Annotated in this window: 12 protein-coding genes; 6 read left to right on the top strand and 6 right to left on the bottom strand. The window is 68.3% G+C overall.

Features of this window, described 5'->3' with window-relative positions:
• Positions 1–197: 197 nt before the first annotated feature.
• The 5 genes from ACT535_RS22795 to ACT535_RS22775 all read right to left on the bottom strand — a co-directional run bounded on the left by ACT535_RS22795 (position 198) and on the right by ACT535_RS22775 (position 4,356).
• Positions 198–1,406 carry an ABC transporter substrate-binding protein gene (locus ACT535_RS22795; RefSeq protein ID WP_168462587.1) on the bottom strand — a complete coding sequence of 403 codons (1,209 nt, stop codon included), beginning with the start codon at positions 1,404–1,406 and terminating at the stop codon, positions 198–200.
• 54 nt (positions 1,407–1,460) lie between these two features.
• Positions 1,461–2,174 carry an ABC transporter ATP-binding protein gene (locus tag ACT535_RS22790; protein ID WP_476328546.1) on the bottom strand — a complete coding sequence of 238 codons (714 nt, stop codon included), beginning with the start codon at positions 2,172–2,174 and terminating at the stop codon, positions 1,461–1,463.
• The gene (locus ACT535_RS22785) at positions 2,174–2,944 is read right to left on the bottom strand and encodes an ABC transporter ATP-binding protein (protein WP_476366142.1); all 771 of its coding nucleotides are present in this window, start codon (positions 2,942–2,944) and stop codon (positions 2,174–2,176) included. The genes ACT535_RS22790 and ACT535_RS22785 overlap by 1 nt, the downstream gene beginning before the upstream one ends.
• Positions 2,945–3,200: 256 nt before the next feature.
• Entirely contained in the window at positions 3,201–3,728 is a 528-nt protein-coding gene (locus ACT535_RS22780) for a hypothetical protein (RefSeq protein ID WP_476366141.1), read from the bottom strand.
• 79 nt (positions 3,729–3,807) lie between these two features.
• Positions 3,808–4,356 (bottom strand): peroxidase-related enzyme, encoded by a 549-nt coding sequence (locus tag ACT535_RS22775; RefSeq protein WP_476366148.1) that lies wholly within the window; start codon positions 4,354–4,356, stop codon positions 3,808–3,810.
• A gap of 295 nt (positions 4,357–4,651) precedes the next feature.
• On the opposite strand from ACT535_RS22775, the gene ACT535_RS22770 reads away from it, so the two are divergent.
• Complete coding sequence (locus ACT535_RS22770; RefSeq protein ID WP_476366140.1) at positions 4,652–9,478, top strand: NAD-glutamate dehydrogenase; 4,827 nt, start codon at positions 4,652–4,654, stop codon at positions 9,476–9,478.
• A gap of 47 nt (positions 9,479–9,525) precedes the next feature.
• On the opposite strand, the gene ACT535_RS22765 is transcribed toward ACT535_RS22770, so the two are convergent.
• Entirely contained in the window at positions 9,526–11,379 is a 1,854-nt protein-coding gene (locus ACT535_RS22765) for an AI-2E family transporter (protein ID WP_476366139.1), read from the bottom strand.
• 141 nt (positions 11,380–11,520) lie between these two features.
• On the opposite strand from ACT535_RS22765, the gene ACT535_RS22760 reads away from it, so the two are divergent.
• The 5 genes from ACT535_RS22760 (at position 11,521) to ACT535_RS22740 (ending at position 16,602) form a co-directional block, all read left to right on the top strand.
• Entirely contained in the window at positions 11,521–11,841 is a 321-nt protein-coding gene (locus ACT535_RS22760; RefSeq protein WP_168461937.1) for a hypothetical protein, read from the top strand.
• A gap of 87 nt (positions 11,842–11,928) precedes the next feature.
• Positions 11,929–13,353, top strand: a complete 1,425-nt coding sequence (locus ACT535_RS22755; protein ID WP_476366138.1) for an MFS transporter — start codon at positions 11,929–11,931, stop codon at positions 13,351–13,353.
• Positions 13,354–13,357: 4 nt separating this feature from the next.
• Positions 13,358–13,741: a cupin domain-containing protein gene (locus ACT535_RS22750; protein WP_476366137.1), complete on the top strand. Its 384-nt coding sequence runs from the start codon at positions 13,358–13,360 to the stop codon at positions 13,739–13,741.
• Between the two features lie 73 nt (positions 13,742–13,814).
• A complete protein-coding gene (locus ACT535_RS22745; protein ID WP_476328562.1) occupies positions 13,815–14,048 on the top strand; it encodes a hypothetical protein in 234 nt (77 codons plus the stop codon).
• Between the two features lie 154 nt (positions 14,049–14,202).
• Positions 14,203–16,602 carry an ATP-dependent helicase gene (locus ACT535_RS22740; protein WP_476366136.1) on the top strand — a complete coding sequence of 800 codons (2,400 nt, stop codon included), beginning with the start codon at positions 14,203–14,205 and terminating at the stop codon, positions 16,600–16,602.
• The last annotated feature ends 103 nt before the right edge of the window (positions 16,603–16,705 follow it).

Raw genomic sequence — 16,705 nt, 5'->3', positions numbered from 1 at the left:
TAGAACGCGCCGTTAATCAGGCCCAGCAGCAATTGCCCGAACAGGGCCTGGGGGGGAATGCCGAGAAGCTCGAACATCGAAGACCCGTCTCGTCAGGAGGAAACGGCGGAAACCGCAAGCGACAACCGGAACTGAGGGTACCGGACACGAAGGATGACCGGGCGGGCCCTGAGGACCCGCCCGGTCCGGATGCTGGATCAGCCCTTCTTGACGAGCGGGCAGTCGCTCTCGGAGAGCGGACGGAACGCCTCGTTGGCGGGGATGGTCGCCTTCAGGGTGTAGTAGTCCCACGGACCCTTGGATTCGGAGGGCTTCTTCACCTCGTAGAGATACATGGGGTGAATGGTGCGGCCATCGACCCGCACCTCGCCCTTGCCGAACAGCGGGTCGTCCGTGGGGATTTCCTTCATCTTGGCCACGACGGCGGCGCCGTCCTTGGCCGACTTCAGGGCCTCCACCGCCTTCAAATAGTGCAGAGTGCCGGCATAGACGCCCGCCTGAACCATGGTCGGACGCTTGCCGCCGTTGGCCGCGGCGAAGGCGTCGGCGAACTTGCGGTTGGCGTCGGTCTGGTCCCAGTACCACGCTTCGGTCAGGGTCAGGCCCTGGGCGGTCTTCAGCCCGAGCGAATGCACGTCGGTGAGGAAGATGAGCAGGCCGGCGAGCTTCTGACCGCCCTCGACGATGCCGTATTCCGACGCCTGCTTGATGGAGTTGATGGTGTCGCCGCCGGCATTGGCGAGACCGACGATCTTCGCCTTCGACGACTGCGCCTGCAGCAGGAAGGAGGAGAAGTCGGCATTGTTGAGCGGCACCTTCACCGAGCCCACCACCTTGCCGCCATTGTCCACCACCACCTTGGAGGTGTCCCGCTCGAGCGCGTGGCCGAAGGCGTAATCGGCGGTGAGGAAGAACCAGGTGTCGCCACCGGTCTTCACGATCGCCTTGCCGGTGCCGTTGGCCAGCGCCCAGGTGTCGTAGGTCCAGTGGACGGTGTTCGGCGTGCAGGCCTTGCCGGTGAGGTCGGAGGTGGCCGCGCCGGAATTGATGAAGACCTTGTTCTTTTCCTTGGTGACGGTGTTCACCGCCAGCGCCACGCCCGAATTGGGCACATCCAGGATGACGTCCACGCCGTCCACGTCGTACCACTGGCGGGCGATGGAGGTGCCGACGTCGGCCTTGTTCTGGTGATCGGCGAAGATCACGTCCACCTTGAGACCCTTGGCGGCGGCGCCGAAGTCCTCGACCGCCTTCTTGGCGGCCCAGACGGAGCCCTGGCCGCCGAGGTCGGCATAGAGGCCGGACTGGTCGTTGAGAACGCCGATCTTGACGGGAACCTGGGCCTTGGCGGCGCCAGCGGCAACGACGACGCTGGCGGCGGCCAGCAATACGGCTGCAAGACGCATGATGTGTCCTCCCTCCGGCTGGAACCGGATTTTCTCGCTGTCAGGAACCCGGCGTCAGACGCCGAGAAATGCTTCGAGACGAGCCGCGTTTTCCGCGATCTTGTCGTTTTCCACCATGTCCACCACGCGGCCGTGCTCCACCACGTAGTGGCGATCGGCGACGGTGGAGGCGAAGTGGAAATTCTGTTCCACGAGCAGCACCGTGAACCCCTTCTTCTTGAGGTTCCGGATGATCTCGCCGATGTGCTGCACGATCACCGGCGCAAGGCCCTCGGAGGGCTCGTCGAGCAGCAGGAGCTTCGCCCCCGTGCGCAGGATGCGGGCGATGGCCAGCATCTGCTGCTCGCCGCCCGAGAGCTTGGTGCCCTGGCTGTTGCGGCGCTCTTCGAGCCGCGGGAACAGCTCGTGAACCTCGTCGACGGTCAGGCCGCCGGGCAGCACCACGGGGGGCAGCAGCAGGTTCTCGCGCACGGAGAGAGAGGAGAAGATGCCCCGCTCCTCCGGGCAGATGGCGATGCCGAGCCGGGCGATCTTGTTGGGCGGCAATCCAACCGTTTCAGTGCCCTGATAGCGGATGGAGCCGGCGCGCTTGCGCAGGAGGCCCATGATGGCGCGCATTGTGGTGGTCTTGCCCGCGCCGTTGCGGCCGAGCAGCGTCACCACCTCGCCCGGATGGACGTCGAAGGTCATGCCGTGCAGCACATGGCTCTCGCCATAATGGCCGTGCAGGTCCTTCACCTCGAGAAGGGGCGTTCCGTTCGCGGCCATCAATGCGCTCCACCGGTGCCCATGTAGGCCTCGATCACCTGCGGGTTCTTCGACACTTCGGAATAGGGCCCCTCGGTGAGGATCTCGCCGCGCGCCAGCACGGTGATCCGGTCCGAAAGGTTGGCCACAACCGAAAGGTTGTGCTCCACCATGAGGATGGTGCGGTTGGCCGAGACGCGCTTGATGAGATCGGCCGTGCGGGCGATGTCCTCGCGGCCCATGCCGGAGGTGGGCTCGTCCAGCAGCAGCATCTCCGGCTCAAGCGCCAGCGTGGTGGCGATCTCCAGCGCGCGCTTGCGGCCGTAGGGCAATTCCACCGCCAGATGCTTCGCGTACTGCGTCAGGTCCACGTCGGCGATCAGCTCCATGGCGCGGTCATTGAGCGCGTCGAGGCTCTTCTCCGACTGCCAGAAGTGGAATGAGTTGCCGATGGGCCGCTGCAGCGCGATCCGGACGTTCTCAAGCACGGTGAGGTGCGGGAACGTGGCCGAGATCTGGAACGAACGGACCATGCCAAGCCGCGCTACATCCGCCGGCGGCGTGCGCGTGATATCGCGGCCGTTCAGCTTGATGGTGCCGCGCGTCGGCTCCAGAAATTTGGTAATCAGGTTGAAGCACGTGGTCTTACCGGCACCGTTCGGCCCGATCAGGGCGTGAATGGTGTGGCGGCGGATCCTGAGGTCAACGTTCTTGACCGCAGCGAACCCCTTGAATTCCTTCGTAAGACCTGAAGCTTCAACGATGTAGGGCACGTCTGAGACGCTGTCCATGATCGTAAGGCGCCCTCGCTGTTCCCCGGCCGCACATCGCAAGCGACGCGCTCCAGCCGACCTCCGCAACAATTGGCACCTTGGCCGGTGCGCTTGATCTTGGGGCGCAAGCTATCATGCTCCGCCGCGGCTGCGTCAATAGACCGGGGCGCCGACGAATGTCTAGCTCGATCTTACCACTATTGTCTGAGCGCCGTAGCGGCAGGAGGTAATCCACAGCCATACGCGCCCGAGTTGAGTCCAAGTTGTTGCCGGCTCACGGCGCAACTGCATCGATGACCAGTCCGAGACTGGCACCGACGGCATCGCTCACCACCAGCACGGCCTCGCCCGGGGGCAGCCGGAAGCGGAGGCTCTTGCGCACGCCCGGACAGGCATGGACCCCGGTGAAGGCGAACGGCGCCAATGGCTTGCCCTCCGCGAACACGTCGAGCCACGCGCCCTCAGACACCGTGATCTGGTAGTCGCCACCGGGCGGGGGAACGATGAGGCGCGCGAACCCGGCCCAGGCTTCCCGCCCCTGCCGTGTCGGTGGGAACGGAAGGGCGACGGATGCGCGATCCGACAAGACCAGCGTCACCGCGCCCGCCAGCGGCAATGAGAGGCGTCCGCCCGCCTCAACCGTCCGTACCGGTGCCGCGAGGCGGGTGCGCGCGGACGCGAGCGGCCATGCCGCCGTGGCGCAATCCTCCCCGGCCGTCTCCGCCCTCACCGCCATCGGAGCAACGGCAAGCGCGGGCGAGACCAGCACGAGAAAGATCAATAGCCGATGCGCCGACCCCATGCCGGGCCTCCCGATCCTGAAAGCTATATCCAAAAGGGTATATCTTCCAGGTCCGGCGGGCGAGCCCTGGGGCCGATCCTCACTCCTTCGGCGTGCGCGCCTGGGCGTGATATTCCTCGTTCGGGCGCATGTCCGTCGCCGAGGCGATGCGGTTGGACATGTTGAAGAAGCCGACCACGGCGCCGATGTCCCAGATGTCGCGCTCGGAGAAACCGGCCTTGCGCAGCGCCGCCCGGTCTTCCTCCTCAACTTCATGGGGGCGTTCGGTGAGCTTGGCGGCGAAGTCGAGCATGGCCCGGCGGCGCGGATCGAGCCGGGCGGCGCGATAGTTCATCACCATCTGCTCGCCGAGGATGGGATCTCCGGACAGCTGCCGCACCGCGGCGCCGTGCGCCGTGAGGCAGTAATAGCAGCGGTTGATGCTGGACACGACCACCGCGATCATCTCCCGCTCCAGCTTCGACAGACCGGAGGGGGCGAGCATCAGGTCGTTATACATGCCGGCGAAGGCGTTCAGCTTCGCCATGTCGAGGGCATAGGCCTGAAGGACATTCGGCACGAAGCCGATCTTCTCCACGCACTTGTCGAAATAGGCCCGATTCTGCGCGTCCAGCTCGGCGGGCGGGATGGCGAGGGCAACAGCGGGAAGATCGTCGCGCTTACGGGCAGGCTCGGCCGGAGAAACGGCCTTGTTCGGGACGGACTTCTTGGCCGAAGACTTCCCGCCGGACGCCGCCGCCTGAGTTTCGGGCCTGCCTTTATTTGCGGCAGTCGCGCTTTTGCCCTTTTCCACGCCCCCTGCTGCCTTCACTTTCGGTGCCATTGGGTCGCCTCGTCATTCCAGCGTCGCCGCTCCGGGCCACAACGTCATGCTCGCCGTGCCGGGGAACCCCCAGCCGGCGGCCACACAGTGAGGAAAGGCCATGAACGTCATGGGATTTCAAGCCGGTGCGCACGGGCTCCACGACGAGACGGCACTGGCCGCGGTGAAGGCGCTGGTCGAACGCGAAGCGCCTCACCTGCCGGCCGGCTTCACCGACACCTTCCTCGCCGCCGTGGCGCCGGAAGACCTGGCGCCCCTCCCGGCGGCCTGCATCGTCGTCCTGCTGCGCGAGGCCTGGGCCCATGTGGCCGGCCGCCCCAAGGGCCAGCCGAGCGTGCGGGTGTTCAATCCCGCCCTCCCCGGCCCGGCCATCACCGTCATCGAGGCGGTGAACGACGACATGGCCTTCCTGTTCGATTCGGTCGCGGGCGAACTCGCCGACCGCGGCCTGGTGGTGAAGCTCGCCGCCCACCCCATCCTGCATGTGGAGCGGGACAGCGACGGCGCGGTGCGCGGACTTGAGAGCCCCGGCCCCCACGGCCTGTCGGAGGAGAACCGCGAAAGCCTCATCCACATCCATGTGGCGGCCATCGACGAGACGGCGGCAGCGGAGCTCAAGGTGGGGCTGGAGCGGACGCTCGCCGACGTGCGCGCCGCCAATCTCGACTTCTCGGCCATGCGCAAGCAGGTAAAGAGCCTCGCCAAGGGCTACAGGCGCGAGAAGCGGCCCTACGACGACAACGCCCGCGAGGAAGCCGCCGACGTTCTGGAGTGGCTGAACGAGGACAATTTCATCTTCCTCGGCCTGCGCCACTACGAGCTGACGGAGGACGGGCTCAAGGCGGAGGAGAACAGCGGCCTCGGCATCCTGCGCAATCCCGACGTCCACGAACTGCGCCTCGGCGATGCGCCCGTGGTGACGACGCCGGAAATCCGCGCCTTCCTCGAAGGCCCGACCCCGCTCCTCTTCACCAAGGCCAGCCTGCGCTCACGGGTGCATCGGCGGGATGTGATGGACTATGTGGGCATCAAGGCCCACGACGAGAAGGGCCGGCTCATCGGCGAGGTGCGGCTCATCGGCCTGTTCGCCTCCACTGCCTACACCCACTCTTTGCGCGAGATTCCCTATCTGCGCCTCAAGGCGGAGTCCGTCATCCGCGGCGCCGGGCTGGAGCCGGACAGTCATTCCGCCCGCGCGCTGTCGACCGTGCTGGAAACCTACCCGCGCGACGACCTGTTCCAGATCGACGTGCCGACGCTGCTCGTCCACGCCCGCGAAATCCTCTCCCTTTACGACCGGCCGCGTCTGAAGGTGCTGGCGCGGGCCGACCGGTTCGACCGCTTCGTCTCCGTCCTCACCTTCCTGCCGCGCGAGCGGTTCGATGCGCAGGTGCGCGACCGGGTGGGCGCCATCCTCGAAAAATCCTACGGCGGGACGGTCACGTCCCTGGAGCAGGCGTTCGTCGCCGGCCTGCCGCTCACGCGCGTGCATTACGACATCGGCCGAACCGAAGGGCGCATCCCGGAGGTGGACAAGGGTGAGCTGGAACGGGCGGTGGCGGATGCCATCCTCACCTGGCGTGACCGCCTCGCCGCCGCCGTGGCGAACGTACCCGGCATCGACGCCGCCGATTCCACCCGCCTCGCCCGCCGCTACGTGGAGGCGTTCGATCCCGGCTACCGCGCGGCCTATGGGGTGCCGACGGCGCTTGCCGACATCGAACTGCTCGAACGCCTCTCCGAAGAGCGTCCCGTCGCCCTCGATTTCTACCGCCGGGACGGTGACGACGACCGGCGCATCGCGCTGCGCCTCCTCTCCTATGGCGCCCCTCTGCCGCTGGCGGCGCGGGTGCCCATGCTGGAGAACATGGGCCTCAAGGCCATCAACGAGCGCACCTTCCGCATCGAGCCCGCCGGCGGTCCCAAGAGCTGGGTCCACGACATGTCGCTGGAGCGGGCGGACGGGGGCTCCATCGCCGTGGAAGGCTCCGCGACCCGGCTGGAGGACTGCCTCAACGCCGTGCTGCGCGGCGCGGCGGAGAATGACGGCTACAACGCGCTGGTGCTCGACGCCGGCCTCAGCTTCCGCGAGGCGGCGCTGGTGCGCGCGCTCGGCCGCTATCTCAGGCAGGCGGGCATCCCCTTCTCGCAGGACTATATCTGGCAGACGCTGAACCGCCACGGCACACTCGCCCGCGCCATCGTCGGCCTGTTCCACGCCCGCTTCGACCCGGCGCAGGACACCTCCCCCGAGGCCCGTGCCGCCCGAGAGGCGCCGCTGCGCGAGGCCATCGATGAAGCCCTCGCCGAGGTGTCCAGCCTCGATGAAGACCGCATCCTGCGCCGCTTCGTGAATCTCGTGGATGCGGCGCTGCGCACCACCTACTACCAGAAGGATGCGCAGGGCCGCCTGCGCGAGCCCATCGCCATCAAGTTCGAGAGCGCCAGGGTGGAGGGGCTGCCCCTGCCCCGCCCGCTCTATGAGGTGTTCGTCTATTCGCCGCGCGTGGAGGGCGTCCACCTGCGCTTCGGCAAGGTGGCGCGCGGCGGTCTGCGCTGGTCGGACCGGCCGCAGGATTTCCGCACCGAGATCCTCGGCCTGGTGAAGGCGCAGCAGGTGAAGAACGCCGTCATCGTGCCCGTGGGCGCCAAGGGCGGCTTCGTGCCGAAGCGCCTGCCCGTTGGCGGCTCGCGCGAGGCGGTGTTCGCCGAGGGCACGGCGGCCTATGAGGTGTTCGTCTCCTCGCTCCTCGACCTGACCGACAATCTGAAGGGCGGCGCCGTGGTGCCCCCGGCCGACACGGTGCGGCTCGACGGGGACGACCCCTATCTCGTCGTCGCCGCAGACAAGGGCACGGCCACCTTCTCCGACACCGCCAACGCCATTTCCGCCCGGCACGGCTTCTGGCTGGACGACGCGTTCGCCTCGGGTGGGTCGGTGGGCTACGACCACAAGGCCATGGGCATCACCGCCCGCGGCGCCTGGGAGGCGGTGAAGCGCCACTTCCGGGAAATGGACATCGACATCCAGACGACGCCCGTCACCGTGGCGGGCGTCGGCGACATGTCCGGCGACGTGTTCGGCAACGGCATGCTCTTGTCCTCGGCACTGAAGCTGGTGGCGGCCTTCGACCACCGCCACATCTTCCTCGATCCCGATCCAGACCCGGCCCGCTCTTTCGCCGAGCGCCGGCGCCTGTTCGACCTGCCCCGCTCCTCCTGGGCGGACTATGACGCTTCCCTCATCTCCAAGGGCGGCGGCATCTTCCCCCGCAGCGCCAAAAGCATCGACCTCTCCGAGGAGGTGCGGGCGCTGCTGCGCTTCCCGAAGGCCAGCGCCACCCCGGCGGAGCTCATCAACGCCATCCTCAAGGCGCCGGTGGACCTCCTGTTCTTCGGCGGCATCGGCACCTATGTGCGCGCCTCCAGCGAGACCGACGCCCAGGCCGGCGACCGCGCCAATGACGCAGTGCGCATCGCCGCCGCCGATCTCAACGCCAAGGTCATCGGCGAGGGTGCCAACCTCGGCATGACCCAGCGCGGGCGCATCGAGGCGGCCCGCAAGGGCGTGCGGCTGAACACCGACGCCATCGACAATTCCGCCGGCGTGAACACCTCCGACGTGGAAGTGAACATCAAGATCGCCCTCGCCAAGCCGTTGGAGATGGGCGACCTCACCGTGCCGGACCGGGCGGCGCTGCTGAAGCAGATGACCGACGAGGTGGCCCGCCTCGTCCTCGTCAACAACTATGCCCAGACCCTTGCTCTCTCCCTCGCCGAGCTGAAGGGCGCGGACGACCTCGCCTTCCAGCAGCGCCTGATGCAGATGCTGGAGGCGCGCGGCGAGCTGGACCGCGCGGTGGAGTTCCTGCCCTCCGATGCCGAGATTGCCGACCGCCGCTCACGCGGCGAACACCTCACCCGGCCCGAACTGGCCGTGCTCCTCGCCTATGCCAAGCTCGCCCTGAAGGACGATCTCATCGGCTCCAGCGTGCCGGACGACGCCTATCTCTCCGGCGAACTGGTGCATTATTTCCCGCAGGAATTGCAGGACGGTTATCCCCACGCCATCGAGACCCACCGCCTCCATCGCGAGATCATCGCGACGGGCCTCGCCAACGCCATCGTCAACCAGGGCGGCCCCTCCGCCATGGCCCGCATCTCGGACCAGACGGGTGGCGATGCCGCCTCCATCGCCCGCGCCTTCGCGGCGGTGCGCGACAGCTACCACCTGCCGGAACTGACCGCCGCCATCGACGCCCTGGACAACAAGGTGGACGGGCACGTCCAGCTCCAGCTTTACGCGGCGGTGCAGGACCTGATGGTGGGGCGGACCATCTGGTTCCTCGGCAACGTCTCGTTCGCCGACGGCATCGCCGGCGTGGTGGAGCGCTATCGCAGCGGGGTCGCGGCGGTCGCCGCCGCCCTGGACGAGAGCCTGCCGGAAATCTGGCGCAAGGACCGCGCCGGACGGGTGGCGGATCTCGTGGCCCAGCGTGTGCCCGAAGAGCTGGCGCGCCGCATCGCCTCCATGCCGGCGCTGGCGGCGGCCTCAGACATCGCGCTGATTGCCGAGACCACCGGCAAGGCCATCCCCAGTGCCGCCAGCACCTTCTTCGCCGCCGGGCGCTATTTCGCCATCGACGATCTGCTCGCCCAGTCCCGCGGCATCATGGCGCCGGACTATTATGACCGGCTGGCGCTGGACCGCTCGCTGGCCCAGCTGGAGACCTTCCTGCGCCGCATCACCGAGGCGATGCTGGCGGAGGGCGTCTCCGGCGAGGCCGCGGTGGAGGCCTATGTGGCCCGCCGCCGCGAGGAGGTGGAGCGCATGCGCCGCACGGTGCGCGACATCGCCCAGTCCGGCCTCAGCCTCTCCAAGCTGACTCTGGCCGCGAGCCTTCTGGGCGATCTGGTGAAGGGCTGAGAGGGCGCTGGCTTAACCGTCGCCCTCCGGCTCGGTCGGAGGGCTCATCAGGCCGCTCCCGCCCGCACCGGAACGACGGCGGGCGCGGGCGAGGCGGGCGCCTCCACCTGTGCAGCCTCCACCGCCCCCTTCACCGTGGACACCGCCGCCGCCTCGCCCTGAAGGACGGCCGGCGATTCCTCAGCCATGAAATCGGCCACCACCACGCGCCGGCCGGTGCGGTCGCGGTTGAGGCTGCGGATGGTGTAGCGGCGGTGCGCCGGCGTTGCGGGGGAGAGATAGGCGAGGACGATCGCCTCCGCCTGCCCCGCCGCCAGCCGGCGCGCGCCACCGGCCGGGCCCGCCTCGGCCTGGATACCATCCGCCATCAGCCGGTGAACCAGAAGCAGGGCTGCCGCCTCGTCGAGGGCCGAGCGGGCGGGCAGGACCAGCACTTGCGGGCCTTGTGGCCGGGGCGCGGCCTCGCCGCTCTCGTCCGCAGCCGCCGCGGGCTTCTCGTCCGACTCCGGCAGATGGTCCAGCAGGTCGGCGAGGGTGTCGCGGATGCGCTCCTGCCGGCTGGCGTCGAGCGCGCCGCGCGCCGCATCCCGCTGGGCAAGCCTCAAGGCGGGCATCACCACGCCGTCGCAATAGGCATCGAGATCCTTCTGCCGCAGCACCTCCTCGGCGGCGGCGGCAGCCTCGATGGGGTCCGCGGCCAGAAGGCGCTGATAGAGGAGTTCGCTGTCCGACAGGGGCGGCCGGTCGCCCAGTGCCACGTCGAGGAATTCGAGGCTTTCCACGTGGCGCCCGAGCACCACCAGACACAAGGTGAGCGGGGTCGAGAGCAGGAGGCCGATCGGCCCCCAAAGCCAGGTCCAGAAGGTAGCGGCGGCGATCACCGCCACGGGCGAGAGGCCTGTGGAACGGCCGTAGAGCAGGGGTTCGATGACGTGCCCCACCAGCGGTTCAACCACGATGAAGAGGGCGGCGGCCGACAGCACCATGGTCCATCCCGGGTCCACGGCCAGTGCGAAACCAATCGGCAATGCAGCGGCCACCGCCGCGCCCACATAGGGGACGAAGCGCAGCACCGCAGCGGCGATGCCGAACAGGAGTGGGCTCGGCACCCCGATGAACCACAGGCCGAGGCCGATCACCGTTCCGAAGGCGGCGTTCAACCCCACCTGGGCCAGGAAGAAGCGCGACAGCCGCCGTGCCGCATCATCCAGCGCTGCCGTGGTGCGCTGGATGTCGTGGGCGCCGGCGAGGCGCACGAAACGGTTCCTGAGGTCCTCGCGCTGGAGCAGGATGAACAGCACGAAGATGAAGACGATGCCGAGCGTCGCCAAAGGATGCAGCAGCGGCGCCATGACGGTGGAGAGGGTGCCGAGCGTGCCGGGCGGCGGCTGGCGGATTTCCACCGGCAGAGGCCGACCGCCCGTCGCAAGGAGCCCGCCCTCCTCCTTCGCCGCCTTGGCTGGGTCCGGCGCCTCCAGTTCCCGGCCGAGATCCTGGATCATGTCCATGGTCCGCTCGAACGTGCCGGAGCCGCCGGTCGCCTCCTTCAGGGAGCGGATCTTGTCGCTCAGGTTCAGCCGGTATTTCGGCAGCTCGGCGACGAGATCGGAGGTCTGGAGCGCGATGACCGAGCCGAGCGCCAGCAGGCCCACGAAGGTGGCGATCACCACCACCACCGCCGCCGCCGTGCGCGGCACCCGCACGCGCCTCAGCACCAGAATGACCGGAGCCAGCACGAAGGCGAGGAGGATGGCTACCGCGATGGGCACGAACACGTCGCGCCCCACATAGAGCACTGTGACGATGGCGATGGCGGTGAAGAAGGCGAGCAGCCGGTCCCGTCCGGGCAGATCGGCGCCTCCGGCCGGGCCGGACAACGACGGATCCTGTGACTGCAGCATCGCCGCCTCTCCCCAATCTCGCGCCCGCGGCGCCGAACAGGGCATCAACGCTGCGGCGTGGCAGTTGATCCATGGCACCGCGATATCGCGCTTGGCGGGCCGGAACGAGGGGCTCAACCGTGGCGTTCAGGGGATGGATGGATGCAGGGAGCAGGAAGCGCCATGTACATCTACAAGGTGGTGTGGCGGGCCGGCGAGGAGGACCCGCTGCATGTGCGGGACAAGCGCCCGCCCAAGGCCATTGCCCGCGACCTCATCAAGGACGGCTATCTCGTGACCGAGGCGGTCGCCGTGCGCGCCGCCTCCTCCGCCTTCAAGGACGAAGACGGCAATGCGGTGCAGGAGGAGTTCTTCTCCGCCGCGCCGGTGGGCGCCGTCGTGCTGGTGGCATCGGCGATCGCGGCGCTGGTGGAACATGTGGTGCCGGCCGGGGCCGAGCCCATGCCGGAATTTACCGCCTGAGGAGGCTTCACGCCGGAGCACGGTTTCCCTCGGGCGCCCGGGCTGCCATGGTGCGATATCGCTTGCCAGCCATTGCGGAACCCGCCGGTGCCTTCCTCGCAGCCCTTCGCCCGCGTCCCGCGCCGGGCCGTGGTCGGCTGGATCCTGTTCGATCCGGCGTGCCAGCCCTATTTTACCCTCATCACCACCTTCATCTTCGCCCCCTATTTCGCGTCCGCCGTGGCACCGACGCCGGCAGAGGGGCAGAGCCTGTGGGGCTTTGCCACCGGCGCAGCGGGGCTCGTCATCGCCATCTGTTCCCCCATCCTCGGCGCGGTGGCCGATGCCTCCGGCCGGCGCAAGCCGTGGATCGCGGTCTTCGGGCTGATGCTGATGGCGGGTTCGGCGCTGCTGTGGTTCGCGGTGCCCGGCGACACCACGCGCATCCCGCTCATCCTCGCCGCCTTCGCCATCGGCACCATCGGCGTGGAGTTCGCTACCGTCTTCAATAACGCCATCATGCCCGACCTCGTGCCGCCGGAGCGGCTGGGCCGGCTTTCCGGCACCGGCTGGGCGGTGGGCTATTTCGGCGGGCTGGTGTCGCTCGCGCTGATGCTCTGCTTCTTCTCCACCGCGCCGGACACCGGCCTCACCCTCATCGGCCGGCCGCCGGCCTTCGGCCTCGACGCCGCGACCCGCGAGGGCGACCGCTTCTGCGGCCCGCTGACCGCTTTGTGGTTCGCGGTGCTGGTGCTGCCCATGTTCCTGTTCGTGCCTGACCGGAACAAGGGTCTGCCGCCGCGCGAGGCGGTGCGCAAGGGACTGTCCGAAATCCGCATCCTGGTGCCGAAGCTGAGGGCGCGCCCGGCCCTCGCCCGCTTCCTCATCGTCAACATGATTTATGCGGACGGCCTTGTCGCCCTCTTCGCCTTCGGCGGCATCTATGCGGCGGGCACCTTCGGCTGGGGCTCCATCGAGATCGGGATCTTCGGCATCCTGCTCACCCTCACTGGCACGGCCGGGGCTCTGGCCGGGGGCTGGCTGGACGATGCCTTCGGCCCGCGCGTGGTCATCCTCGGCGCGCTCCTCGCGCTGTTGGTCGCCTGCGTCGGGCTTCTCTCGGTGGCGCGCGACTCCATCCTGTTCGGCCTCGTGCCCACCGCGCCGGGAACGGGTCTCTACGGCACCGTGCCGGAGAAGGTCTATGTGGGCCTCGGCCTCCTTATCGGCGCGGTGGCCGGCCCGCTCCAGGCCGCCTCGCGCACCCTGCTGGTGCGCCTCGCGCCGCCCGAGAACATCGGCGAATGCTTCGGCCTGTTCGCGCTCTCCGGCAAGATCACCTCGTTTGCCGCCCCCACCACGGTCGCTATCGTTACCGCCCTGACACAAAGCCAGCGCGCGGGGGTGGCGGTGCTGGTCGCCTTCTTCGGGGTCGGTGCCATTCTTGTCGCAGGCATCCACGCACCCTTGCGGCAGGATGCCGGACAGGCGAAGGATGCGCCCCACACCGTCCGCCAGGCGCGCAGGGAGTGACCCCATGGCCATCCGCTCCATCCGCTTCGATCCGCACCCGCCGCTCGACCCCGGTGCGGCGACGACCGTGCATGAATGGTATCAGGATCGCACTGGCGCCTTCTCGGCGGGCTTCTGGGCCTCCGCCCCGTCGGAGATCGAGGTGAGCTACGACGAGGACGAATTCTGCGTCCTCATCGAAGGCACGGTGGAACTCACCGATGCCTCGGGCCACACCGAAACCTTCCTCGCCGGGCAGTCCTTCGTCATCCCCTCGGGGTTCAAGGGGGTGTGGAAGAGCGTGACGGCGGTGCGCAAGTTCTACGTGGTCCACCTCCCGCCGCCCGCCGCCGGAGCCCCCAAGGCCGCCTCCTTGCCTGATGCCGCCGGTGACCTCGCAGGAACCTGAACGCCCGCCGGGAACCACCCCGGGCACACACCTGTTGCCCTTCCGGGATGTGATTTCGGAAGGAGGCTCGCCCATGTCGATCCGGCTGCAACTCGCCGCCATGCTGTTCATGATGATCCAGGCCGTCACGTTCTTTGCCGGCCTGCTGGCGCTGCTGCTGTCGCCGCTGGCGCGCGACGCCATGAGCGTGATGCCCTTTGTCGTGATCGGCTCGTCGATCGTGTCCGCGCCGCTGTCGTGGTGGCTGGCACCCCGGCTCAGGGCCCGAACCTGGCGGCGCGAGGGCACGCTCGAACTGCTCAGGTGAAGGATCATCCGCGGCCAAGCTCGCAATCCGGCGCGCGCGATGCCATTTTGTTCCCTTGAGCGAATCACGCGCACCGAGACCTGTTGCATTGAGACCGCCTGAATCCCCGCGCCGTCCGGGCCATGAACCCGGCGGAGCGCCAGAGCTTCCCGCCTTGAAGCCCGGCGGCATTGCCGCGCGGGCCCGTGCCGGCATCGCGCCCGCCGGGCCGCAGGCCTCCTATCTCTCCGGCCTCAATCCCGAGCAGCGGGAGGCGGTGGAAACGCTTGACGGCCCGCTTCTGGTGCTCGCCGGCGCCGGAACGGGCAAGACGCGCGTGCTCACCGCCCGTGTCGCCCATATTCTCGCTTCCGGCCGCGCCTTTCCCTCGCAGATCCTTGTGGTGACCTTCACCAACAAGGCCGCGCGGGAAATGAAAGACCGCATCCATGGCATGGTCGGCGACCAGATCGAGGGGATGCCCTGGCTCGGCACCTTCCATTCCATCGGCGTGCGCATTCTCCGCCGCCACCACGAGCTGGTGGGGCTGAAGAGCGGCTTCACCATCCTCGACACGGACGACCAGATCCGCCTGCTCAAGCAGCTCCTCGCCGCCGAGAACATCGACGAGAAGCGCTGGCCGGCACGCCTGCTCGCCGCCACCATCGACGGCTGGAAGAACCGCGGCCTTTCGCCCAAGGACGTTCCGCCCGGCGAGGGCGCCGTCTTCGCCAACGGCAAGGGCGGGATGCTCTATGCCGCTTATCAGGCGCGCCTCAAGGCGCTGAACGCGGTGGATTTCGGCGATCTGCTGCTGGAAGGCATCCGCCTGTTCCGCGAGAACCCGGACGTGCTCGCCGAATACCACCGGCGCTTCAAGTATCTGCTGGTGGACGAGTATCAGGACACCAACGTCGCCCAGTATCTGTGGCTGCGCCTGCTCGCGCAGGGCTCGAAGAATGTCTGCTGCGTCGGCGACGACGACCAGTCCATCTATGGCTGGCGCGGCGCGGAGGTGGACAACATTCTTCGCTTTGAAAGCGACTTTCCCGGCGCCAAGGTCATCAGGCTGGAGCGCAATTACCGCTCGACGGGCCACATCCTCGCTTCGGCCGCCCACCTGATCGCCCACAATGAGGGGCGGCTCGGCAAGACCCTGTTCTCCGAGGGCGATGAGGGCGAGCGCGTCTCCGTCACCGGGGCGTGGGACAGCGGCGAGGAGGCCCGCGCGGTCGGCGAGGAGATCGAGGCGCTGCAACGCGCCGGGCATCGGCTATCGGAGATCGCCATCCTGGTGCGCGCCTCGTTCCAGATGCGCGAGTTCGAGGATCGCTTCGTCACGCTGGGCATGCCCTATCGCGTCATCGGCGGACCGCGCTTCTACGAGCGGGCGGAAATCCGCGATGCGCTCGCGTATCTGCGCTGCGTGAACTCCACCGCCGACGATCTCGCCTTCGAGCGCATCGTGAACGTGCCGAAACGGGGCATCGGCGACGCCACGGTGAAGCAGATCCACGACGTCGCCCGGGCCGCCGGCGTGCCCCTTCAGGAAGCCGCGCGCGTGCTCACCGAGAGCGAGGAACTGAAGCCCAAGGTGCGCGGCACCCTGCGCGGGCTCATCCAGGCCTTCGAGCGCTGGCGCGAGCAGGCCCGAACGGTCTCTCATACCGAGATCGCCGAGATCGTCCTCGACGAGAGCGGCTATACGGAGATGTGGCAGAAGGACCGCTCTGCCGAGGCCGCCGGGCGGCTGGAAAACCTGAAGGAGCTGGTGCGCTCCATGGAGCCGTTCGAGAACCTCTCCGGCTTCCTCGAGCACATCTCCCTCGTGATGGACGTGGACAACGGCGCCGGCGAGGATGCGGTGCAGGTCATGACCCTGCATTCGGCCAAGGGGCTGGAGTTCGACACCGTGTTCCTGCCCGGCTGGGAGGAAGGCCTGTTCCCCCACCAGCGCGCGCTGGACGAACAGGGCAAGGCGGGCCTCGAGGAAGAGCGGCGGCTCGCTTATGTGGGCATCACCCGGGCCCGTGCCTCCGCCCGCATCTGGTTCGCCTCCAATCGGCGCATCCACGGCATGTGGAATTCGACGGTGCCCTCCCGCTTCCTCGACGAACTGCCGGACGCGCATGTTCAGGTCGAGGAAAGCCGCGGGGGCATGGGCTGGGGCGGCTCGTCCTACGGCGGCGGTGGCAGCTACGGCCAGAGCCGGTTCGACCGGGCCGAGCCCTTCGCCGCCTCCTCCTATTCCACCCCCGGCTGGCAGAGGGCGCAGACCCAGCGCGGCCGCTCCGACACGGGCGGCGGCGGGGGCAGCGGCGGGCGTGGCGGCTTCTCCGAGCGCGGCGGGCGCTACGATGCCGGCGCTTCGGCGCGGCGCGGGCCGATGGTGATCGAGGGTACGCTGGTGGCCTCCTCCGCCGCCCCCTCCTCCGCCTTCAAGCGTGGCGAGCGGGTATTCCACATCAAGTTCGGCTATGGCGAAATCACGGGCATCGACGGCAACAAGCTGACCGTGCAGTTCGACAAGGCGGGCGAGAAACGGGTGGTGGATACCTTCGTCGAAAAGGCCTGACGCAATATTTGCGGGCGACGACCCAAATAGCGCCCCATTCCGGCCCGGCGGCCCTCATCTCCGCCCTGATCTTCCCCTAGCGTCGCCCGCGCCGCAGATTCCA

Source organism: Xanthobacter sp. DMC12 (genome assembly GCF_056314105.1).
The sequence above is the reverse complement of the archived record's forward strand: the minus strand, read 5'-3'. Positions and strand labels throughout refer to the sequence as shown.